Annotated in this window: 23 protein-coding genes; 17 read left to right on the top strand and 6 right to left on the bottom strand. The window is 42.5% G+C overall.

Translation table 11 applies throughout. The features are described 5' to 3' along the window. Nucleotides 1-62: 62 nt before the first annotated feature. From ACNQGS_RS06890 to ACNQGS_RS06880, 3 genes are all read left to right on the top strand, one after another. A complete protein-coding gene (locus ACNQGS_RS06890) occupies nucleotides 63-1,421 on the top strand; it encodes a transposase (RefSeq protein WP_491486688.1) in 1,359 nt (452 codons plus the stop codon). Nucleotides 1,422-1,923: 502 nt separating this feature from the next. Next, on the top strand, nucleotides 1,924-2,613 hold the full coding sequence (locus ACNQGS_RS06885) for a Na-translocating system protein MpsC family protein (protein ID WP_491486687.1): 690 nt from the start codon (nucleotides 1,924-1,926) through the stop codon (nucleotides 2,611-2,613). An 84-nt stretch (nucleotides 2,614-2,697) separates the two neighbouring features. Next, nucleotides 2,698-3,393 (top strand): Na-translocating system protein MpsC family protein, encoded by a 696-nt coding sequence (locus tag ACNQGS_RS06880; protein ID WP_491486686.1) that lies wholly within the window; start codon nucleotides 2,698-2,700, stop codon nucleotides 3,391-3,393. A gap of 95 nt (nucleotides 3,394-3,488) precedes the next feature. Here ACNQGS_RS06880 and ACNQGS_RS06875 read toward each other — a convergent pair whose 3' ends face one another. The 3 genes from ACNQGS_RS06875 to ACNQGS_RS06865 form a co-directional block, all read right to left on the bottom strand. After that, on the bottom strand, nucleotides 3,489-4,544 hold the full coding sequence (locus ACNQGS_RS06875; RefSeq protein WP_491486685.1) for an ABC transporter permease: 1,056 nt from the start codon (nucleotides 4,542-4,544) through the stop codon (nucleotides 3,489-3,491). After that, entirely contained in the window at nucleotides 4,541-5,266 is a 726-nt protein-coding gene (locus tag ACNQGS_RS06870; RefSeq protein ID WP_491486684.1) for an ABC transporter ATP-binding protein, read from the bottom strand. The genes ACNQGS_RS06875 and ACNQGS_RS06870 overlap by 4 nt, the downstream gene beginning before the upstream one ends. Before the next feature lie 152 nt (nucleotides 5,267-5,418). Further along, complete coding sequence (locus tag ACNQGS_RS06865) at nucleotides 5,419-6,024, bottom strand: TetR/AcrR family transcriptional regulator (RefSeq protein WP_491486683.1); 606 nt, start codon at nucleotides 6,022-6,024, stop codon at nucleotides 5,419-5,421. A gap of 236 nt (nucleotides 6,025-6,260) precedes the next feature. On the opposite strand from ACNQGS_RS06865, the gene ACNQGS_RS06860 reads away from it, so the two are divergent. From ACNQGS_RS06860 to ACNQGS_RS06800, 13 genes are all read left to right on the top strand, one after another. Then, on the top strand, nucleotides 6,261-6,842 hold the full coding sequence (locus ACNQGS_RS06860) for a putative ABC transporter permease (protein WP_491486682.1): 582 nt from the start codon (nucleotides 6,261-6,263) through the stop codon (nucleotides 6,840-6,842). Nucleotides 6,843-7,050: 208 nt separating this feature from the next. Continuing rightward, a complete protein-coding gene (locus tag ACNQGS_RS06855; protein WP_491486681.1) occupies nucleotides 7,051-7,593 on the top strand; it encodes a GNAT family N-acetyltransferase in 543 nt (180 codons plus the stop codon). A 302-nt stretch (nucleotides 7,594-7,895) separates the two neighbouring features. Continuing rightward, nucleotides 7,896-9,245: a cytochrome ubiquinol oxidase subunit I gene (locus ACNQGS_RS06850; RefSeq protein ID WP_491486680.1), complete on the top strand. Its 1,350-nt coding sequence runs from the start codon at nucleotides 7,896-7,898 to the stop codon at nucleotides 9,243-9,245. Then, a complete protein-coding gene (locus tag ACNQGS_RS06845; RefSeq protein WP_491486679.1) occupies nucleotides 9,242-10,267 on the top strand; it encodes a cytochrome d ubiquinol oxidase subunit II in 1,026 nt (341 codons plus the stop codon). The genes ACNQGS_RS06850 and ACNQGS_RS06845 overlap by 4 nt, the downstream gene beginning before the upstream one ends. A gap of 14 nt (nucleotides 10,268-10,281) precedes the next feature. Then, nucleotides 10,282-10,383: a cytochrome bd oxidase small subunit CydS family protein gene (cydS, locus tag ACNQGS_RS06840; RefSeq protein WP_464491556.1), complete on the top strand. Its 102-nt coding sequence runs from the start codon at nucleotides 10,282-10,284 to the stop codon at nucleotides 10,381-10,383. A gap of 64 nt (nucleotides 10,384-10,447) precedes the next feature. Further along, entirely contained in the window at nucleotides 10,448-10,897 is a 450-nt protein-coding gene (locus ACNQGS_RS06835; protein ID WP_213117673.1) for an Lrp/AsnC family transcriptional regulator, read from the top strand. A gap of 191 nt (nucleotides 10,898-11,088) precedes the next feature. After that, a complete protein-coding gene (locus tag ACNQGS_RS06830; protein WP_491486678.1) occupies nucleotides 11,089-11,667 on the top strand; it encodes a chromate transporter in 579 nt (192 codons plus the stop codon). Then, a complete protein-coding gene (locus tag ACNQGS_RS06825; RefSeq protein WP_491486742.1) occupies nucleotides 11,667-12,197 on the top strand; it encodes a chromate transporter in 531 nt (176 codons plus the stop codon). The genes ACNQGS_RS06830 and ACNQGS_RS06825 overlap by 1 nt, the downstream gene beginning before the upstream one ends. Nucleotides 12,198-12,245: 48 nt before the next feature. Next, nucleotides 12,246-12,407: a hypothetical protein gene (locus tag ACNQGS_RS06820; RefSeq protein ID WP_491486677.1), complete on the top strand. Its 162-nt coding sequence runs from the start codon at nucleotides 12,246-12,248 to the stop codon at nucleotides 12,405-12,407. A gap of 85 nt (nucleotides 12,408-12,492) precedes the next feature. Continuing rightward, nucleotides 12,493-13,662, top strand: a complete 1,170-nt coding sequence (gene chrA, locus ACNQGS_RS06815) for a chromate efflux transporter (protein ID WP_491486741.1) — start codon at nucleotides 12,493-12,495, stop codon at nucleotides 13,660-13,662. A 144-nt stretch (nucleotides 13,663-13,806) separates the two neighbouring features. After that, nucleotides 13,807-14,178, top strand: a complete 372-nt coding sequence (locus tag ACNQGS_RS06810) for an ArsR/SmtB family transcription factor (protein WP_491486676.1) — start codon at nucleotides 13,807-13,809, stop codon at nucleotides 14,176-14,178. Next, on the top strand, nucleotides 14,171-16,231 hold the full coding sequence (locus tag ACNQGS_RS06805; RefSeq protein WP_491486675.1) for a heavy metal translocating P-type ATPase: 2,061 nt from the start codon (nucleotides 14,171-14,173) through the stop codon (nucleotides 16,229-16,231). The genes ACNQGS_RS06810 and ACNQGS_RS06805 overlap by 8 nt, the downstream gene beginning before the upstream one ends. A 148-nt stretch (nucleotides 16,232-16,379) precedes the next feature. Beyond that, nucleotides 16,380-17,315, top strand: a complete 936-nt coding sequence (locus tag ACNQGS_RS06800; RefSeq protein WP_491486674.1) for a cation diffusion facilitator family transporter — start codon at nucleotides 16,380-16,382, stop codon at nucleotides 17,313-17,315. Nucleotides 17,316-17,464: 149 nt separating this feature from the next. Here the strand turns inward: ACNQGS_RS06800 and ACNQGS_RS06795 are convergent, their stop codons facing one another. Genes ACNQGS_RS06795 through ACNQGS_RS06785 form a run of 3 tightly spaced genes read right to left on the bottom strand, consistent with a single transcriptional unit; the run spans nucleotide 17,465 to nucleotide 20,613 of the window. Further along, nucleotides 17,465-18,379, bottom strand: a complete 915-nt coding sequence (locus tag ACNQGS_RS06795) for a pseudouridine-5'-phosphate glycosidase (protein ID WP_491486673.1) — start codon at nucleotides 18,377-18,379, stop codon at nucleotides 17,465-17,467. A gap of 3 nt (nucleotides 18,380-18,382) precedes the next feature. Continuing rightward, entirely contained in the window at nucleotides 18,383-19,486 is a 1,104-nt protein-coding gene (locus ACNQGS_RS06790; protein WP_491486672.1) for a PfkB family carbohydrate kinase, read from the bottom strand. 50 nt (nucleotides 19,487-19,536) lie between these two features. Next, the gene (locus ACNQGS_RS06785) at nucleotides 19,537-20,613 is read right to left on the bottom strand and encodes a BMP family lipoprotein (RefSeq protein ID WP_491486671.1); all 1,077 of its coding nucleotides are present in this window, start codon (nucleotides 20,611-20,613) and stop codon (nucleotides 19,537-19,539) included. Between the two features lie 232 nt (nucleotides 20,614-20,845). Between ACNQGS_RS06785 and ACNQGS_RS06780 the strand changes: the two genes are divergently transcribed. Then, the gene (locus ACNQGS_RS06780; RefSeq protein ID WP_213144166.1) at nucleotides 20,846-21,148 is read left to right on the top strand and encodes an urease subunit gamma; all 303 of its coding nucleotides are present in this window, start codon (nucleotides 20,846-20,848) and stop codon (nucleotides 21,146-21,148) included. Nucleotides 21,149-21,164: the final 16 nt, after the last annotated feature.

Here is a 21,164-nt window from a genome sequence, read left to right as displayed (position 1 = left end):
CAAATTCTTGTATAATGTAAGTGACCAAACCAACATTATTCAAGAAAAGAGGTTGACTCCTTATGTCTATTATACGACAAGGAAGCTTGTTTGACATGCAAGATTTATATGAATTGGAACCTTCAAAACGTTTTGAAGCAGTATTTTCTACTCTTCACATTGAACCATTATTATTTGCGGTTAATAAAAAGTCTGTTTACGGTGCTCCGACAGAACTAAATTATCCAGCCATGATTTATGCTCTAGTAGCTCGTATTCTAGAAAGAATACCTACAATTAAAGACTTGATTAAACGCCTGACTCAGGATTTTATGTTTCGTTTGGATTGTGGCTTTCTATTTTCGGATAGAATTCCATCAGAAGCATCCTTTTCTCGCCTTACATCTAAATTAAGTGATTCAACTGCCCTTGAATTGGTCCAAGAATCTATACTTCTTCAAGCCATTCAAGAAGGGTTTGTTTGTGATGAAGCTGTGGCAATTGATGCGACTCACTTTGAGTCCCGGGATCGTTCTACTCCTCAAGAGAAAAAGGAGACAAAGGAACAAAAAAAGCGCGGGCGTAAACCAAAGGCTGAACAAGAAGCCTTTCAACTAGAAATACAAGAAAGAGAAAATCAAAAGTCAATCTACGAAAAGAAAATAGAAGACCAATTGCCCATTAGTTTAGAGACCTTACGAACTGAGGCTCCGTTGGAGCCCAATTGGGGCATTAAGAAAAACAGTGAAGGTAAAAACATCTTTTGGTTCGGCTTCAAAGCACATTTAGCAGTCGGAACAAACAGTCAGTATATCTTACAATCCATGATGACTTCCGCAAGTTTGAACGATGGAAAAGCAGCCATTCCTCTCCTTAAAGGGGTTCAGGAGAGGCTTCCTTCGCTACCCATTCGTTATGGTCTTATGGACGCAGGTTATGACTATGTGCCAATCTATCAACAACTTCTGAATATGAAAGCCTATGGGATCATTGCCTATAATAAGCGCAATGAGGGAGAAATGATTGGCTTTGATGAGCATTTTGCCCCGACTTGCGTGAGAGAACATTCATATCGATACGAAAGCCATGATGAGAAATATCGTTCATTAAAGTACGTAAGACCAAAAGAGTGTGAAACCTGCCCATTATCCAAGGATACTCTATGCCAGAAGGTTTATAAGATAAAGATCGAAACCGATATTCGAAGATATACAGCTCCAGGAAGAGGTTCTGAAGCTTGGAAAAAACTTTATAAACAAAGAACTGCAGTTGAACGCGTGAATGCGTACTTAAAGGAATTTTTCCAATTAAAGAATGTTCGGTATCGAACTGGCAAAAAGGCAAAAGTCCATTTTGATTTAGTTACTCTCGTGTACAACTCAACAAAACTGGCTGTAGACCGAATCAACAAGCAAATGCAAGAAATGAAATTGGTAGCATAATTTTCCAAAAAGTAGCATCAAAAATTCGGTTAGCCTATTAATTCAAAATAACAATTATGAAATTGACTCAAGTAAAAATAATCCGGGAATATATGAATTTTTTTTGGTGGAAACATAGCATCTAAGGGGAAATTCCGGAAAATTTGATTTTTTTAAAATGGAAATTCATTGATATAAAAGGACTTCAATCCGGATATCTTTGAAGTTTAATAGTAATGTAGTTAGGAATTAAAAAAATGGGGGTTTTTGCACCCATGAAATATTCATTCATTAATTTTTCATCAGGACCTGTTGTTATCCTATGTAAATGATGCTATGATGATATATGTCTAATGTCTTGCAGTCATTAGTTATATCATACTAACTAAAAGTATCCTTTTTTAATAATCTATAAATCATTGTGATGGTAAATGGTAGAAACTATTATTATTAGTCGTCTTGACCGTGGCCTAACTTCCTTTTTGTGAAGTTAGGCCTTTTTATTTTTATAAGGGGGATTGGAATGGTTGCAACGCAAGAAGATCTGCTATCTGTAAGCAGTTCTTTCAGTAGAATTATCAAGCAGGGGATTGGGAAAGGCCCTGAAACCTGTTATTCTGTGTTAAAAGAGAATCGATTATATATCAATATTCGTAACTTTAAGACACCCGCAGAAGAAGTCTTAACCGAAAAAAAAGAGTACAACTTAGTAATGAGATATCGCTCCTCTGTAATATCTGCATTATCCAACGAGTTATTGCAAGAGGCATCGCAGCTTTTAAGGATTTCCTTCGATTCCTTTCATCAAGATTGGAACTTTCATACTAACTCCGGTATTTTGTTATTAGTGGATAATACTTTCAATCCGGATGTAAAGATAGATGAAGAGTTTGAAAAGAAGTTATTTCACACAATACGAATGGTTGGTTCACAGATGCATAAATTCCCGTACGACCTTAAGGTTGTCAAGTATACTCAGGATATTTGTGCGATTGAATCTCAAGAGAGCAAGCTTCCACTGGAATACTTGTTATTGGAACAGGGTCAAACAGACCTATTATTAACTTATACAATTGAAATAAAAAAGGGATACTTTAAGAATAGGGGATTATTTGAAAAAATATTTAATAGGTCAATCCAGGATATATTCTTGATGTGGGATTGTAAACTTAATAAAAGTTATTTGATTTTTAGCTTCAACAAGGTTTATTAGTAAATAGTAAAAATCATACTGCCTGGACATGATATTGTTAAGCAGTCTTTTTTTGCCTTTGTCGAAAGAGAGGTCAAATCACTTATGTCATCAACACTGCAACAAAAGTTAATGGATATAAGCAGCCTAACTAGCAAATTGTTAAGGAAAAGTTTTGGCCGTGGCCCGGAATCCTGCTTTGCTTACGCGAACGAGCGATTTCTGATTTTTTACATACGAGGATTTTTGTCTCCTTTGGAATCCACCTTGCTTGAGAACGGCAACTCAGATAACATCGAAATTTCGCGAAATATAATCATGAAAACGGTCCTGTACCAATTGAAGGCAATTATCGAATTAGAATTTGAACAAAATGTTGAATCGTTTTACCACGATTGGAATTATCCGCAAAATACAGGAATGATAACTGTCCAATTTGAAGGTGAGATCGCTAAACAAAACCTTCAGAATATTGACCGGCCTATTGATTTAACGCTATTAACGGATGAAGTTGAAAGAATTAGTATTTTGGTTCAAAAAAGACCTGAAAGAACAGAGGCATTCTTTATCTCTTCAAAAATCTATCTGGTACAGCGGGATGGAATTTTAGTTAAAATTGAAAAGAAGTTAATTGAAAAGGGATATGAAAATACACTTATGGTCGCAAAGGATGAACTAGAAAAGTTGTATTTGCATCATGATAACCGCTTTGAGGAAATTTTTAATAATCCTATCACTGATATCTTTGTGGATTGGGACTTTAGTGAAGATAGAAGTATTATATGTTTTGTTCTCAAGTAGAGATGAAAGTATAGATAAGGATAACTCTGATAATATTCATGCTTTATGTAAATGAAGAAAGCCGAGGGAGCAAACATCCCTCGGCTTTCCTTTTTCTACAATGTCCGGTACTTTTTCAACGCAAAGATATTTAGCACGATAAAGATGGCGGCAAAGATGACAAGTGCTGTGAGGTCTCCCGAAATATCACCGAGTCCGCCGCCTTTATACATAACACTTTTCAAGGCATCGCCGGCATAATACATTGGCATGACTTTGGCGATGGCCTGCAGCCAATTGGCCATTCCCTCTAGCGGGAAAATTCCGGCAAAAAACACTTGTGGTACGACGGCAATCGGGATAAATTGCATCATCTGAAACTCAGAAGAGGCAAAGGATGATAATAAAATCCCTAAGGACAGGGCCACCAGAGCTAACAGTAAATTAATCAAAATCACATGAAAGATGGAACCGACCAGGACGATATCGAGAACATTTATAGAGTATAGGACAACAATAATGGTTTGAATGACGGCAAAAATCCCATAGCCAACCAGGTAGGCTGTAACTATTTCTGCGCGGCGGATTGGCGTTGACATCAGCCGTTCCAACGTTCCTGTTGTCCGCTCACGCAACAAGCCGATTCCGGAAATGATAAAGACGAAAAAGAAGACAAAGAAACCGACAAGAATCGGACTTAAGACATCAAAAAAGACCGTGTCCGTATCTCCATAGACATATTTAGTTTCCATCTTTTGTCCCACTATACCCGCCAATGCCGGGTTCTGCTGAATGAGTTTGGCTTGAACAAGCGATGCGGCTGCTTGGTTGACCTTCATTTGCAAGGCCTTTGCCTTGGATGGGTCATCGTTCTGCAGTGTTAATTTCATTTTTCCATTTTCCTGTTCGAGCAGACCGTCAAGGTTATCGTCCGTAATGGTGTTTTTGGCGGGTTTATCATATTTCTTTACGGTAATGTCCGCCTTTTTGAGGACTGTTACAAGACTCTCATCAATGTTGGCCACACCTAATTTCGGATCAACCGTATTGCCGTTAAATAAAAAGAACATCAGGGTCAGTATTAGTAACGGGGCGACAAACATTAACCCCAGCGTCCGTTTATCACGGAGCAGCTGCTGGGCAATTCTTTTAATCAGGGCTGTAATCCTCATGACTGCTTCACCCCCGCTTTTAAGAATACTTCATCAAACCGTTCTACTTGGTATTTCTCCTTTAATTCTGCCGGCGTGCCGCTAGTTAAAATTCGACCATCGCGAACCATCGCAACATAATCGCATCTTTCCGCTTCATCCATCACATGGGTGGTCACGATGATTGTTTTTCCCTCAGCGTTTTTCAACCGCAGCAGCTCATTCCAGATTGATAGTTTTAACTCTGGGTCAATCCCAACAGTCGGCTCGTCGAGGATTAAAATTTTCGGATCCTGAATCAAGGCAATCGCGAGCGACAAACGCCGCTTCATTCCCCCGGAATAAGCGGACACCCGTTTTTTTAGGTCGTCCGTCAAGTTGACCAACCCTGAAGCGTAAGCAATCCGATTTTTCTGTTCATCTTTTTTCAATTTGTATAGCGAAGCGAAAAATTTCAAATTCTCTTCTCCGGTAAGCTCGGCATATAGGGCATCCGATTGGGCCATGTAGCCAATTTCCTGGAGGATGGCGAGATTCGGCATTTTTGTGTTCAAAACCTGGATTTCACCGTTATCGGCTTTTTCCATCCCGACAATCATTTTGACGAGTGTGGTTTTCCCTGCTCCCGATGGCCCGATGAGTCCGTATAATTGTCCTTTTTGAATGGCTAGGTCTACATTCTGGAGAACTGCTTTCTTGCTAAAGCTTTTACTGACGTTTTCAACTTTTATGGCTGGATTCATCTTAATGATCCCCCCTTAATCAACACATTGTTGAGTTTCTATATATCCATATTAAAATGCCGACAGGGCAATTACAATGAACAATATGAGGCAAAGTGTTGATTGTTATAGAAATAGCCTGTAAACCACGCGGGCTTGCCCCGTGGAGTGAGTCAGTTTTTTATTCCGGCCACGTGCCCTGGACCCAATAAAATCATTTTAGCGGCAATTAGGGCCATTTCCTCCGGGGTCTTTTTCATCCCCGTTTCCAGCCAGTGCTGAATCAGCCCTAGTTGGGCGGAACTGACAAAGGCGATCAAGTATTCCGCAGGAACAAGCATATCCTCCGAATTAAGTTTTGAAGCGATATTTTGAAAAAATTGCTGTTTGATTAATTCCTTCAGTTTAACTTGAAAAGAGGCATCCCCTTTTGGACCCAAAACTACCCTCATAAATTGGGCATTCTCCTGAAAATATTCAAATAACTTCAGAATGACAGGAAATGGCTCATCCTGGCTCGTAGAGTGAAGTGCATCTTTTGGATTGATTCCGCTTGCGTTATCTTCTATTTCTTTCAGAATTTCTTCTTCACTTTGCTCCAGTAAGTCGTATTTATCCCGGTAATGCAGGTAAAAAGTGCCACGGTTGATTTGTGCCTTTTCAGTTAAATCCCTGACTGTGACGCCTTCGAACCCTTTTTCCTCCATTAACTCTGTCAGGGCACCACGAATTAGCCTTTTCGTTCGGGCAGCTCGTTTATCATGTGTTTGGTTAGCCATTTTCAGTGCCTCCAAAAAATATTTATTTAATAAATACAATATAATAAATGGTGCAGATATTAATCAACACAATGTTTATTAATTGGAAAATTGATAAAAGTTTTTGGTAGGAAAGTTAACGACAAAGTGAGAAAAACATTACCAAAAAATAGGTAAAATAATGGTATTTACGAATATTTAGTCGAGCCTTTGCGAACTATAAACGATGGATTTTCTAATTTAAAGAGGTGATTGCGATGCTGATTAGCATATTAAATGGTATCAATGCGCAAAATGTCCTTTTTGAAGAAGCTGCCTCCATCGTTTTTTATTTTACGATCTATTCCTTTTTCGGCTGGATGCTTGAAAACAGCTATAACTTCTTTACAAAAGGGATTTTTATCAAACCAAATTTTTTGTACGGGCCGTTTAAACCGATGTATGGCTTTGCACCTGTACTGCTAGTTTTGCTAACTAAACTAGATTCCCATTGGGTGCTCGTGCTTCTGCTATGTTTCACGATTCCCACTTTGGTGGAATATATAAGCGGCGCCCTGCTCCAGAAACTTTTCAGACAGCAGTGGTGGGATTATTCCGGCACACCCATGCAGCTGCACGGCCACATTTGCCTGCCATTTTCTCTTTGCTGGGGTGTGCTCTCGCTCCTATGTCTAAAATGGATTCATCCCTCAGTTATTAAAATGTATGAGGCTTCAGAAACGCTATGGAACTGGATATGGCCTGCCCTTATGTTATACTTCATCGCTGATTTAGCGCTGACAGTACGGAAGTACATCCGTGGGACTGAAACTATTAGCAATCTTGACACTGTGGAATAGCAGGTACCTTTCCCTGACAATCTTAGCAGTATTGGATAACTCCAGTCGTTGCCTGACTTCATAAGTACACTAGCGTCGTGCAAATGCTCCTTTTTTCGCAAGAAGAAGGAGTTTTTTTCATGAATGTGTAATTTTGTTTATATAGATTTTTATGATGGCTGGTGCATATGTTTAGAAATAGAAGCGGGATCGGAGAGGGGAAAAAATTATGAGACTGGAAGGGAAGGAGATTTATCTTCGCTTTTTGGAGGAGAAGGATGCGAAAGCGATGACGCAGCTTACGATTAAAAACCGCGAGTTTTTTCAAGAAACTTCACCAAAGCGAAGTGAGCACTTTTACTCCTTTGAGCACCAATTGAGGTCGATACGGTTTGTCATCCAGTGCCGGGAACTAGAAACGCAGTATTCATTTGGGATCTTCTTAAAAAAAACGAATGAGTTAATTGGCGATATCGAATTATTCGATATCGTTAAAGATTCATTTCAAAGCTGTTATGTCGGTTACAGCCTTGACCGTCAATACAACGGTAAAGGGTATATGACCGAAGCAGTGAAGCTAGTAGTTGATTATGCTTTCAAGGAACTTGGACTCCACCGGATTGCCGCAGGTGTCATGCCATCCAATATTGGATCCATCCGTGTTCTTGAAAAAGCAGGTTTTGAGAAAGAAGGCATTGCGCGGAAAAATATTAATATTAATGGGAACTGGGAAGACCATCTTCAGATGTCGATTTTAAATGAAATAGAGTAGAAGAGAAGAATCAGACGCTTCTCTTCTTCTGTTTTTATATAAAAAACCATTTTGAAGTAAATTAACAATAATTATTAGACAATGGGAGAGTGATTCCTATTTATAAAAAACAAGAACGGATGCTAGTTTGGCTCGCCTTTACGGTAGCAGCCATCATGGCAGTTTCTATCATCGGGCGGATTTTTTCAGGATAATGAAAATCCGATGGAATGGAGAATATAAGGACGCTCCGAAAAAATTCCAAACCACCATAGATGAAACATACATAACATTTCCTAAGAAAGGTGGTCCAGTGAGGAAAAATGGTTAACCAAGAAGCGGTTTTCTTCAGCCGGGTTCTAACCGAGCTGACTCTATCCTTCCATATCATTTACGCAACAATCGGCGTCGGGGTCCCGTTGATGATTATGATTGCCCAATGGGTGGGAATTAAGAAACAGGATGAACACTACATTTTATTAGCAAGAAGGTGGACAAGAGGCTTTGTAATCACGGTGGCAGTGGGTGTTGTGACCGGAACGGCGATTGGTCTGCAGCTATCCCTCCTTTGGCCGAATTTCATGGAGCTGGCCGGTAATGTCATTGCCCTGCCGCTGTTCATGGAAACGTTCGCCTTTTTCTTTGAAGCCATTTTTCTCGGAATCTACATTTATACCTGGGATCGCTTTGAAAATCAGAAGAAGCACCTTCTTTTATTAATTCCTGTAGCATTGGGTGCCTCCTTTTCCGCCATATTTATTACTATCGTCAATGCTTTTATGAACGCCCCGCAAGGCTTTGACATTGTAAAAGGGCAGCTGGTGAATGTCAGCCCGCTGGTTGCGATGTTCAATCCGGCGATGCCGACAAAAGTTGCTCATGTCTTGTCGACGGCCTATATGACCTCTGCGTTTGTCCTCGCATCCATCGGGGCTTACCGCCTTCTCATAAAGGGCTCCAAGCATGTGTATCACAAAAAGGCTCTTTTCTTAACGATGAAGCTAGGCTTGATCTTTTCCGTGGCCACCGCAGTAATCGGCGATTTTTCCGGAAAATACCTGGCTGAATACCAGCCGGAAAAATTAGCGGCGGCGGAGTGGCATTTTGAAACACAAAAAGGCGCACCGCTTTATCTATACGGAGTACTTGATAATGGGGAAGTGAAATATGCTTTAAAAATTCCATTTGGTCTTAGTATTTTGGCACACAGCAATCCAAATGCAGAAGTAATTGGGCTCGACCGTTTCCCTGATAATGAAGAACCTCCTCTCTATATTCATTATTTATTCGACCTAATGGTCACCCTCGGGATGGGATTGACGTTCCTGGCATTCGTCTATTTGCTAGGTGTGCATCGGAAATGGCCGCTTGTTTTAAAAGAATGGTTTGGCTGGCTGCTGGTGCTTTGCGGACCATTGGCGGTAATTGCTATTGAAGCAGGCTGGTGGATGACCGAAGTTGGACGGCAGCCCTGGATTCTTCGCGGAATCATGCGGACAAGTGAGGCAGCCACGGGCAGCGGTCAGGTCGACACAATGTTAATGCTGTTTTCGCTGCTTTATCTGATCCTTGGGATTGGCAGCGTACTTGTCCTGATTCAAATGTTTCGTAAAAATCCAGTTGAACAGGAACTGGCGGACCGCGACGCGGAAAAGGCAGGTGACCTAAAATGACGCTTGAAATACTTGGAATAACGGTTCTAGGCGTATTTTTGTTTGGCTATATCATCGTTGCCTCCATAGATTTTGGCGCCGGGTTTTTCAACGCCTTCAGTGTTGTCTCGGGAAAAGAGCACATTTTAACCAGAGTAATTCAGCGTTACCTTTCTCCTGTTTGGGAAGTGACCAATGTGTTTTTAGTGTTTTTCTTTGTCGGTATGGTCGGCTTTTTTCCAAGAACAGCTTATTACTATGGGTCGACCCTGCTTGTTCCGGCTAGTATTGCGACGATACTTCTTGCGATTCGTGGCGCCTATTATGCCTTCACAATCTATGGGGGGCTGAAGCATAGACGGTACACCATCCTTTACGGCTTAACCGGATTATTTATTCCTGCCTCCTTGTCCATCGTGCTAGTTATTTCCGAGGGCGGCTTTGTCACAATCACGAACGGCGGACCAGAGCTCGATTACTGGGTGTTGTTTACTAGCCCATTATCGTGGAGTATTGTGTTGTTAAGTTTGACTTCCGTTTTGTATATTTCCGCAGTATTTTTGACGTGGTATGCCCAAAAGGCGAAGGATTATAATGCAGCAAATCTGCTTCGGACATATGCCCTTGCTTGGGCTGGACCGGCGATTATTACCGCATACGGTATCATTGTGGAGATGAGGACGCATAATCCCGAACACTATGAGCGTCTCCTTGATTTATGGTGGCTGTTCGGGCTATCAGTTTTGTTTTTTGCTGGGACGGTGTATTTGCTTTGGAGAAGGATTGCTTATGGGTTCGCCTTTGTGCTATTGGCTGGGCAGTTTACGGCCGCCTTCCTCGCATACGGAATATCGCACTATCCTTACCTGTTGTACCCGTACCTGACGATTTATGACGGCTTTACAAATAAAGCAATGGCCACCGCGTTGGTGACGGCCTTTATTGCCGGGCTCTGTTTGCTCATTCCATCCCTGTACCTGCTGCTCAAGCTGTTTTTGTTCAACAAGGATTATGTGCAGGGGAACCGCAATGATCATGTATAATAGGGGGCTTCTTTTTGGAAAAATTCTTAATGTTTTACGCGCCGTTTATCGTGATATTTCTTTCTGTGGCTGCCGCGTTCTGGGCTGCCGGTAAGGATGACGCGGTTAAAAAATAAATTTCATTGCCCGTGAATTATGATAAAATGAACGAAAACATCCATTTACAGGGAATGAGATATGATGAAAATAGATGAAGTGGATCGAAAAATTCTTGCCATCCTAGCTGAGAACGGCCGAGCGTCCTATGCCGATATTGGAAAGGAACTGAATTTGTCGCGGGTTGCGGTCCGCGAACGGGTTAATCGCATGGAAGAGTCGGGCATTATTGAAAAATTCAGCGTGGTTATTAATTCTGAAGCGGTCGGGAAAAAAGTATCTGCTTTTTTTGAGGTTGACTGCGAGCCGGCATATCTCGTTTCGGTGGCGGAAAACCTCGCCAACAACCCGAATGTGGCAAGCTGCTATCAGATGACAGGCCCGAGTACGCTTCATATGCACGTTCTCGTTGAGGATTTTGCTTCGCTTGAAAAATTTATCAACCAGGAGCTTTACGCGGTGGAAGGTATCACCCGGGTCGAAAGCCAGATTATGCTGCGCCGCTTCAAAAGCCGTACCGGATTAAAACTATAATCCTTGGAGGTTATCCTTCATGGATTATTTTTTTGGGGAAAATAATAGACAGTATTATAAATGTGCGTTAAAATGATGAAAAATCTAAATTATTACAATTGTTAATAATATTCATCTTTTTGGTTAACAAACGAAATGATATGGCATATATCTTTTAACAAGTAGTTTCGAGTGAAAAGGAATTGATGAGAATGAAACAATATCTTGATTTGTTTGTGGCTTTTTTTAGGTCAGGAATGCTTGGGTTTGGCGGCGGCCCCTCTGCGATTCCGCTTGTCCATAAAGAAGTCGTGGGAACTTTTAAATGGATGAATGATGAAGAGTTTGGCGACACTTTGGCCCTCGCGAATGCCCTTCCCGGTCCGATTAACACGAAAATGGCAGGATATATCGGTTATCGAGTGGCAGGAATCCTTGGGCTTTTCACAGCGATCCTTTCCTCGATTCTTCCGACCATCGCCTTAATGATTATCTTGCTGACGTCGTTGTCTGCCTTTAAAGACCAGCCGTGGGTACAGGGAATGACGAAAGCGGTCGTTCCGGTTGTGGGTGTTATGCTCGCTGTCCTGACCTGGCAGTTTTTCCAAAACGGCCAGAAGGGGATGGGCTGGAAAGGGAATTTGGCAATGGTCGTAGTGAGTTTTGTTATTATGGAAATTCTCGGGATTCACCCGGGAGTCCTTATTGCCGGCCTGCTGGCTTGGGCGTTATTTGGCCGCGAGAAAAAGGCTGAAACTGAAGCTGTTGAAAAAGAGAGGAAAACGATATGATGCTTCAGTGGAAAATCTTTTTGGCGTTCTTTATCCCGGGCATTCTTGGCTATGGCGGCGGTCCTTCATCCATTCCGCTGATTGAAAACGAAGTGGTGGACCATTACGGCTGGCTGACGGTGCAGGAATTCAGCGAAGTGCTGGCGCTCGGAAATTCGCTGCCCGGCCCAATTGCGACAAAGATGGCGGGGTACATCGGCTACCAGCAAGGCGGTATTCTTGGATCAATCGTTGCCGTGTTCGCCACAGTTGCACCATCACTAATCCTGATGATTTCGCTGCTAGGTTTGTTGTATAAATTTAAAGATTCCCCGAAAGTGAAGAAAATGACTCTGTACGTAAGGCCAGCAATCGCCGTTATGCTTGGGGTCATGGCTTATAACTTCTTTTCAGGCTCCTATTTTAATATCGGCATTTGGCAAACCTTGTTTCTGGTCGTTGCCAGCTATGTACTGATGGAAAAATTAAAAATCCACCCGGCATTCGTGATTATGGGGGCACTTGGTTATGGAGCGGTGTTTTTGAGTTGAATATACCTATTTGAGGAGAGTCTTTTTTGGGCTCTTTTTTTTGTTTTAGTGATTGGTGTTGTGTTTATCCGCCGAAATTTGCAGGTTATCCGCCGAACTCAGGATAGTATCCGCCAAATTCGGGTGAAAATCCGCCGAACCCTTGAAAGTATCCGCGGAAATCTGAAAGTAATCCGCCAAACTATTTTTAAGAGCTATAATTCCCATTAATTTTTAGATGAAGCATGCTAGAATAAAGGTATCTTGGAATGATTTACTGAAATTTAGTTGGATAAAAAATAGGAGAAATAAAGTGATCAAGACATTAATCGAAATTTTACTTGTTTCAACTAAGTTGGGATTAACTTCATTCGGTGGTCCAATTGCGCATTTGGGGTATTTTCATGAAGAATATGTCCGGCGCCGGAAATGGCTTGATGAAAAAAACTATGCGGATTTGGTGGCATTGTGCCAATTTCTGCCCGGTCCCGCCAGCAGCCAGGTGGGGATCGGTGTCGGCGTAATTCGTGGCGGCGTATTAGGAGGAATATTGGCATTCATCGGATTTACCGCTCCGTCGGCCGTTGCGCTAATTCTTTTGGCTCTTTTTCTAAAAGGAATGGAAATAAATGATGCTGGCTGGATCCATGGCTTGAAAATTGTGGCTGTTGCAGTTGTTGCCCAGGCCATACTTGGGATGGCGCAAAAACTGACGCCGAATAAACCGACAAAGGCCATCGCACTTGCTGCGATTGTAACAGTATTACTGTGGCAAACTGCTTATTCACAGATAGCTATTATATTGTTATCTGCGGTAGTGGGACTGTTGATTTTTCAAAATCATGAAAATGAACTGGAAGAGGCAAATGCACAGTTTCCGATTTCACGGAGTTTTGCGTTGATCTGTCTAGCTATTTTTTTCGGGTTGTTGATTGTTCTTCCGCTGCTAAGGGGAGTAGTCTCTTCCAGTGGGCTTGCTTTGTTCGACAGCTTTTATCGTTCCGGAGCGCTGGTATTTGGCGGCGGTCATGTGGTTCTGCCATTGCTGGAACGCGAATTCGTTCCGACCGGCTGGCTGTCAAAAGAGGAATTTCTGGCAGGTTACGGAGCGGCACAAGCGGTACCGGGCCCACTATTCACCTTTGCGGCTTATATTGGTTCGGTTATCAATGGATGGAAGGGAGGAGTCGTTGCAACAATCGCGATTTTCTTGCCGGCTTTTCTACTCGTGTTCGGAACGCTGCCGTTTTGGAACAGCCTAAGGCGGAGCCCGCGTATCAAAGGAGCGTTAACTGGAATAAATGCCGCAGTCGTCGGAATACTAATTGCCGCCTTTTATAATCCAATCTGGACAAGTTCGATTCATGCCCCAGAGGATTTTGCCTTTGCAGCCGTGTTATTTTCCATGTTGGCTTATTGGAAACTGCCGCCATGGATTGTGGTGGTGGCGGGAATAGCCGTCGGTTCACTATTTTCTATTATGTAAAAAGTCGTTCTTTTGGGGCGGCTTTTTTTAATGGATTGGAAAAACTAACATTCAAATCACCATTTGAATAAAAATGATTGACATTCAAACCTGTATTTGAATATGATATATTCAAACGAACATTTGAATGAAGAAGGTGTAAATATGACGGAACGTGATGTTTGCGAGATTAATTGTGTGGATAGTGAAAAAACCGCACGAGTCCAGCAGCAGCTTGAGAATAGCTCGCATATCCTAGAAGTCACCAAGCTTTTTAAAGCATTATCTGATGAAACGCGAATGAAAATTGCCTATGCACTTACGCTCGAAGACGAGCTTTGTGTTTGTGATGTCGCCCATATTGTCGGGGCGACAACGGCAACGGCCTCGCATCACTTACGTCATTTAAAAAGCCTTGGACTCGCAAAATACCGCAAAGAGGGCAAGCTGGTTTATTATTCCCTCGATGATGACCATGTAAAACAATTAATTCATATTGCCTTTGAGCACCAGGTAGAGGTGATAGACCGTGGGTGAAGCACTTGAAAAACAAGTTTATCGCGTTCAGGGTTTTTCCTGAACGAGCTGTGCTGCCAAGTTCGAAAAGAACGTAAAACACCTGGATGGTGTTGTGGATGCACAGGTCAATTTCGGAGCATCAAAGCTCACAGTCTATGGAAATGCCAGTCTGGAAGAACTGCATGAAGCTGGCGCGTTTGAAAAATTAACCATCTATCCAGAAAAAGAAAAGCGGGCACCCGTACCAAAAGAACCGTTTTGGAAGCGGTATTCGCTGTTGGGTTTGTCCTTATTGTTCCTAATCGCCGGGTACCTTTTTACAAGTAACCTTCTATTTGCTGCCGCCATTTTACTGGGAGGGTTTCCTCTTTTTAAAACAGGCTTGAAAAACCTAACTCGCCTCGAGTTTGATATGAAAACGCTGATGACGATTGCGATTATTGGGGCGGCGATTATCGGCGAGTGGAGTGAAGGGGCCGTTGTTGTCATCCTGTTTGCCATCAGTGAGGTGCTAGAGGGCTATTCCATGGACAAAGCAAGAGCCTCGATTCGCTCTCTGATGGAAATAGCGCCGGCAGAAGCTGTGGTTGTCAGAAATAGCCGAGAACTAATTGTAAAAGCAGAGGACATTGAAATTGGCGATATCATGCATGTCAAGCCGGGGCAGAAAATAGCAATGGATGGCATCATTATTGAGGGGGCGTCCTCCGTAAATCAAGCAGCTATTACAGGAGAGTCGGTCCCAGTTGAAAAGTCCGTCAATGACGAAGTGTTCGCAGGAACGCTTAATGAAGAAGGCTTTTTAAAAATAAAGGTCACCAAACTGAGCGAGGACACGACCATAGCAAAAATTATTCATTTAGTGGAGGAAGCGCAGGCGGAAAAGGCGCCGTCTCAGGCATTTGTCGACCGTTTTGCGAAATACTACACGCCGGTCATTATGGCGGTTGCAGCACTAGTTGCGGTGATGCCTCCGCTTATATTCGGAGCCAGCTGGCAGGAGTGGATTTACCAAGGGCTCGCCGTGCTGGTAGTCGGCTGTCCGTGTGCGCTGGTGATTTCTACACCAGTTGCAATCGTAACGGCCATCGGAAATGCCGCCCGAAACGGTGTCCTTATCAAAGGTGGCAGCTTTTTAGAAGAGACAGGTGCCTTAAGGGCAATTGCCTTTGATAAAACAGGTACATTGACAAGAGGGGTTCCGGTAGTAACCGATTTTATTAATTTTAGCGGGGACGATAACCTCCTTGAAAAAGTCGCCGCACTTGAGACCAAGTCCCAGCACCCGCTCGCGGGAGCGATTATAAAAAAAGCGGCACACACCGAATACGTGGTCGAAAACTTCTACTCGATTACTGGAAAGGGTATTAAGGGTTTAGTGGACGGCACGGAATATCGGGTCGGAAACGCAAAGCTTTTTACGGAAATTCCCGTGGAGGTTCAAAGCCACATTACCTTTTTACAAAAACAGGGTAAGACTGTGATGATCGTCGGTACGGAAAAAGGTATTCTTGCTTTGATTGCCGTTGCTGACGAGGTCCGCAATCACAGCCGCAGTGTCATTGAGCGTCTTCATCAGCTGGGGATTAATAAGACTGTTATGCTAACCGGTGATAACCGAGCGACGGCCGAGTCGATTGGCCAGCATGCTGGGGTTAGCAGCATTGAAGCAGAACTTTTACCAGAGGATAAATTAGCTTTTATAAAAAAATTGAAATCCCAATTTGGAAGAGTGGCGATGGTTGGTGATGGTATCAATGACGCCCCAGCCCTGGCTGCTGCGACCGTTGGAATCGCTATGGGCGGCGCCGGAACGGACACGGCGCTGGAAACAGCAGACATCGCTCTAATGAATGATGATTTGAACAAGCTGCCGTTTACGATCAAGCTAAGCCGGAAAACACTGCGGATTATTAAACAAAATATTACCCTGTCTATAGTGGTAAAGCTTTTGGCTCTGCTGCTTGTCGTACCCGGCTGGTTGACCCTTTGGATTGCCATCTTCGCAGACATGGGCATGACCTTGATTGTCACATTAAATGGATTGCGTCTCTTGCGGGTTAAAGATTAAACAAGAGTTGACCTGTGGAATACACAGATATATTCTAGTATGTATCGAAAATTCAAGATCAGAAAAAACTAACCGTAATCGTAATATTTTCGTTTTAGAAAAAGAGAAATCGTAGGCCCGTATCAAAAAGGCTAATGGGGGGATAAACATGGGTCACCATCATCATCACCATCATGGACACGGACATGGCCACTCACACGGTCATTCACATACAAGCAATAAAAAAGCGTTATTAAGCTCATTTATTTTAATAGCGGCCTTCATGGTCGTGGAAGTTATAGGCGGGCTTTTAACCAACAGCCTGGCGCTTCTTTCAGACGCGGGGCATATGCTCAGCGACGCCGCTGCACTAGGGTTGAGCTTTTACGCAATTAAGCTTGGGGAAAAGGCAGTTTCGCAGGAAAAAACGTATGGCTATAAACGATTTGAAATTATTGCGGCTGCGTTAAACGGCTTAACATTGATTCTAATTTCGATTTATATTTTTTATGAAGCCTTCCATCGCTTTTTCAATCCGCCGGAAATTCAAAGCACGGGGATGCTGGTCATTTCCGTCACAGGTCTAATCGTGAACATTATTGCGGCCTGGATTTTAATGAAAGGCGACAAGGATGAAAATTTGAATGTCCGCAGCGCATTCCTCCACGTTCTTGGCGATATGCTAGGATCTGTTGGGGCCATTATAGCGGCATTGCTCATCATGTTCCTCGGCTGGGGCATCGCCGACCCGATTGCCAGTGTGATTGTTGCTGTGCTGATTCTAATCAGCGGATTTCGGGTCACGAAGGAATCTTTCCATATTTTAATGGAAGGGGCGCCGACACAAATTGATATAAATCAGGTGAAGGAGGCGCTCGGAAAAATTCAGTATGTAAAAGAAGTCCATGACCTCCATATTTGGAATATTACCTCCGGGTACCCGGTGTTGAGCTGCCATGTCACCATTTATGATGACGGGGTTCATGATGAAATTCTTGCCCAATCGCAGAAAATTCTCCATGATGATTTTCATATTGAACACAGCACAATCCAAGTCGAAAAAGAAGCAATCGGCTGTCCGAGTCCGCATGGTACGTGTAATTAAATGAAAACTCGCCGATTGGCGAGACTGTAAGGACGAAGACAGAGGTGTAGTTGAATTTATGCGTTAGGAAATTATAAAATTTGCAAAAATTTTATAATTTCTTATTAGCTAAAAAAGGAGCCGCCACGGCTCCTTTTTTAATTCAAACCTTATCTCATCGAATTAAAGCTTACAGCAATTTTTGCCCCAACAACGGCATTGTTTTTAACTAAAGCAATGTTGGCATCCAAGCTTTTTCCTTCTGTCAGTTCTTTCACCTTGCCGAGCATGAATGGTGTCACATCTTTACCTGTGATGTGGCGTTCTGCCGCCTCATTCAATGCTGTTTCGATGACGCCATTAATAAATTCCTCTTCCATGGCATGTTCTTCAGGAATAGGGTTGGCAATCACCGCTCCGCCTTTTAGGTTTAAATCCCATTTTACTTTTAAGGTAGAGGCGATTTCAGCGACATCATCGGCACGCAAGTTTAATGAAAACTCACTTGTACGTGTGTAGAATGCAGGGAGGACATCAGTTTGATAACCGATAACTGGTACGCCTTTTGTTTCTAAGTATTCCATCGTTAATCCTAAATCGAGAATTGATTTGGCACCTGCACAAATGACAGCCACGTTCGTTTGCCCAAGCTCCTCTAAGTCTGCTGAAATATCCATGGTAGTTTCGGCACCGCGGTGAACTCCGCCAATACCGCCGGTCACGAAGATATGAATATCGGCCAATTCAGCACAAATCATCGTTGCTGCTACTGTAGTTGCGCCAAGTTTTTTAGTCGCAAGCAAATAAGCCAGGTCGCGTCTTGATGCTTTTGCTACTCCGGAACTTTTCCCGAACATTTCTAACTCTTCATCCGATAATCCGATTTTAATTTTTCCATCAATGATAGCAATTGTAGCTGGAACGGCTCCATTGTCACGGATGATTTGCTCCACTTCACGGGCGGTTTGCACGTTCTGCGGATAAGGCATGCCATGAGAAATGATCGTAGATTCTAGGGCAACGATTGGTTTTCCTTGTTCCTTTGCGGTACGTACTTCTTCAGATAATGTAATATATTCTTTCATGACTTATTCCCCCATGTCTTTTAATAGTTGTTCTGCAGATAAATCCTGTCGAACCGTATATGGTGATTGTAAAGTTTTCGAAGCATTGATACTTCCGGCCTTAGCAATTTCCAATAATGTCCTACCTTCTAGCCAAGAGTAAATAACAGCCGAAGAAAAAGCATCTCCCGCCCCGGTTACATCGACGATTTCCTTCGCTTCAATAGGGGGTACATGGAAAATGCCTTCCTCTTTATTCCCAATCATGGAGCCTTCTTTTCCATTAGTGATGACCACATTGGAAATCCCCAAAGACAGCCATTTTTCCACGGCGTTTTTCCAATCTGAATCATTTTCGATTTCATGCTGAAAATAGGTTTCCGATTCATCCCGATTCGTAATGAGCCATGTTACACCATCAAGTTCATCTGGCAAACGGTTCATCTTTGGTGATGAAACAGGTATTAAGACGATCGGTAGGTTATGGCTTTTGGCAAAATGACACAAATATTGGACCGTTTCTTTTGGGCAATTTAAATCGACGATGATACATTTTGATTGTGTAAAAAATCCCTCATGCTTCCGCAGTAATTCAGGTGTAATGGCTTCATATACATCCATATCCGCAAGCGCAATGACTAATTCACCGTTGGAGTCCAAAACTGCTGTGTAGGAGCCGGTTGCTTTTTCCGGGAATTTGGAGACAGTCTCTAAATTCATGTATGACGCTGATGAATCCTCAATAATGGTCCAGTCCTTATCAGCACCGGCAGCAGATATAAGTGAAACCTCCAGCCCTAGGCGACCCAAGTTTTCAGCGATATTCCGGGCAACCCCGCCGGCATTCTGGGTGACATAGCTGGGATTGGAAGTACCCAGCTGTGCCTGCCCTTTAATATGAAATTTACGGTCAATATTCGCTCCACCAATGCAAATGACATGCTGTGATTCACTTAGAATATAGGCCCTACCTAAAATATGGCCTTTTTTGATCAGCCCAGAAATCATGTTAGCAATCGAAGGCCGAGACAATTCTAAATTTTGCGCAAGCTCTTGCTGCGAAATATAGGGGTTTTTCCGGATTAAATCGAGAATCAATTGTTCTTTCTCAGTCAGTTTTTCAGGCATAAACTCACCCCATAAATTACACTAATCTAAAATTGCCTTAATCAGTGCTATTATTGTTTTGGATTAAATGTCTTTAATTCATCACGTGTTTCAGGAACCTTTACAGCACCTGATTTGATTTTTTCAATCCAGTCTTTAACGGTTGCATCAATATCGGCTTTGTTTGCTGCCTTTTGATTGATTGGTGCTAGGCCGACACCATCTTCGGCTAAACCGTATAGTGCAACTTTACCACCAGGGAAATTACCGTCTTTTGTTTTAGTGGCAAGGTCTTTAACTGCTACATCCACACGTTTTAGAGCAGAGGTAAGGACCACATCCTGACCCATGTCAGCTTGGTCACGGTCAACACCAATAGCCCAAATTGCTTTGTCCGGATTTTTTGCCTTTCTGTCATTAGCTTCCTTGAATAGTCCAACCCCTGTTGCACCTGCAGCGTGGAAGATGACGTCCGCTCCTGAAGAATACATTTTAGAAGCGATTGCTTGTCCAACCTCAGCTTTATCAAATGCACCCGCATATTGAACATCGACTTGTACCTCCGGTTTAACAGCTTTAACTCCAGCTATGAAACCAGATTCGAAGCGCTCGATAACGGGAATTTCCATTCCTCCTATAAATCCGATATGGTTAGATGTTGTTGTTTTTGCCGCTGCTATTCCCGCAAGAAATCCTGCTTCCTGCTCTTTAAAAAGAATGCTCGCCACGTTTGGAAGCTTTACTTCAGCATCGACGATGGCAAATTTAGAATCTTTTTGTTGCTTTGCAATTTCTTCAACTGCAGACGGCATTAAGAAGCCAATCGCATAAACTAAGTCAAATTTTTCGCGAACTAGTCTGTTTAAATTTGTTGTATAATCGGCATCCGATTTTGAAGCAAGGTAATCATATCCGCCTCTCCCCTTCTTCAAGCCATTTTCCTTACCAAATGCTTGCAGGCCTTCCCAAGAAGATTGGTTAAAGGATTTATCATCGACACCGCCGATGTCAGTCACCATACCAACAGAAAATGTGTCCTTTTTGCCGCCGCCAGTGTTCTCGTTATCGTTACTTTTTCCACATGCACCCAAGAGCGTGCCTGCTGCAAGAACAAGTGATAGTGCCATACCAATTTTACGTTTTTTCATTTTGTGTGCCTCCCTAAGTTGTATTTAAGCGTTTTGAACTTTTGTTTATCGTATAAACTTTCGTTTGTATTATACGACTTAAAAAATTCTAGGTCAACCTTTTTAAATAAATACTAATTCTTAGTATTTCCAAAAAAACATTTCATGTGCTGTTTAAACGAAATTGATATGGATAATCTATTGAAGGTGGTTAATTTTTACAAAAATGACAACTATTAAAGGAGGCTGGGCAGTGTTACTAGTACCGCGTGAGTTAGACAAACTTATGATTGTGGTAGCCGCTGATCTTGCTAGAAGAAGACGGGAAAGAGGCTTGAAATTAAACTATCCCGAAGCTGTTGCCTTAATAACCTATGAAGTGTTAGAAGGGGCAAGAGACGGAAAGACGGTAGCGGAATTAATGAAATATGGGGCTACCATATTAACGCGTGATGATGTTATGGAAGGAATTCCGGAAATGATTGACGACATTCAGGTAGAAGCTACTTTCCCTGACGGAACAAAACTTGTGACTGTTCATGATCCAATTCGATAAAAAGCAACAGGAGGGA

The organism is Neobacillus sp. PVCKKU3 (assembly GCF_058323225.1).
Note: the sequence above shows the minus strand (reverse complement) of the source record. Positions and strands in the feature narration are given on the sequence as shown.

Excerpts from the sequence above, each read along its gene's own strand:
- ACNQGS_RS06855 (WP_491486681.1), top strand. The coding sequence starts at position 7,051 with ATGAGACTGGAAGGGAAGGAGATTTATCTTCGCTTTTTGGAGGAGAAG.
- ACNQGS_RS06865 (WP_491486683.1), bottom strand. The coding sequence starts at position 6,024 with ATGGCTAACCAAACACATGATAAACGAGCTGCCCGAACGAAAAGGCTA.
- ACNQGS_RS06845 (WP_491486679.1), top strand. The coding sequence starts at position 9,242 with ATGACGCTTGAAATACTTGGAATAACGGTTCTAGGCGTATTTTTGTTT.
- ACNQGS_RS06875 (WP_491486685.1), bottom strand. The coding sequence starts at position 4,544 with ATGAGGATTACAGCCCTGATTAAAAGAATTGCCCAGCAGCTGCTCCGT.
- ACNQGS_RS06880 (WP_491486686.1), top strand. The coding sequence starts at position 2,698 with ATGTCATCAACACTGCAACAAAAGTTAATGGATATAAGCAGCCTAACT.
- ACNQGS_RS06870 (WP_491486684.1), bottom strand. The coding sequence starts at position 5,266 with ATGAATCCAGCCATAAAAGTTGAAAACGTCAGTAAAAGCTTTAGCAAG.
- ACNQGS_RS06890 (WP_491486688.1), top strand. The coding sequence starts at position 63 with ATGTCTATTATACGACAAGGAAGCTTGTTTGACATGCAAGATTTATAT.
- ACNQGS_RS06885 (WP_491486687.1), top strand. The coding sequence starts at position 1,924 with ATGGTTGCAACGCAAGAAGATCTGCTATCTGTAAGCAGTTCTTTCAGT.
- ACNQGS_RS06830 (WP_491486678.1), top strand. The coding sequence starts at position 11,089 with ATGAAACAATATCTTGATTTGTTTGTGGCTTTTTTTAGGTCAGGAATG.
- ACNQGS_RS06850 (WP_491486680.1), top strand. The coding sequence starts at position 7,896 with ATGGTTAACCAAGAAGCGGTTTTCTTCAGCCGGGTTCTAACCGAGCTG.
- ACNQGS_RS06790 (WP_491486672.1), bottom strand. The coding sequence starts at position 19,486 with ATGCCTGAAAAACTGACTGAGAAAGAACAATTGATTCTCGATTTAATC.
- ACNQGS_RS06810 (WP_491486676.1), top strand. The coding sequence starts at position 13,807 with ATGACGGAACGTGATGTTTGCGAGATTAATTGTGTGGATAGTGAAAAA.
- ACNQGS_RS06795 (WP_491486673.1), bottom strand. The coding sequence starts at position 18,379 with ATGAAAGAATATATTACATTATCTGAAGAAGTACGTACCGCAAAGGAA.
- ACNQGS_RS06835 (WP_213117673.1), top strand. The coding sequence starts at position 10,448 with ATGAAAATAGATGAAGTGGATCGAAAAATTCTTGCCATCCTAGCTGAG.
- ACNQGS_RS06785 (WP_491486671.1), bottom strand. The coding sequence starts at position 20,613 with ATGAAAAAACGTAAAATTGGTATGGCACTATCACTTGTTCTTGCAGCA.
- ACNQGS_RS06860 (WP_491486682.1), top strand. The coding sequence starts at position 6,261 with ATGCTGATTAGCATATTAAATGGTATCAATGCGCAAAATGTCCTTTTT.
- ACNQGS_RS06800 (WP_491486674.1), top strand. The coding sequence starts at position 16,380 with ATGGGTCACCATCATCATCACCATCATGGACACGGACATGGCCACTCA.
- ACNQGS_RS06825 (WP_491486742.1), top strand. The coding sequence starts at position 11,667 with ATGCTTCAGTGGAAAATCTTTTTGGCGTTCTTTATCCCGGGCATTCTT.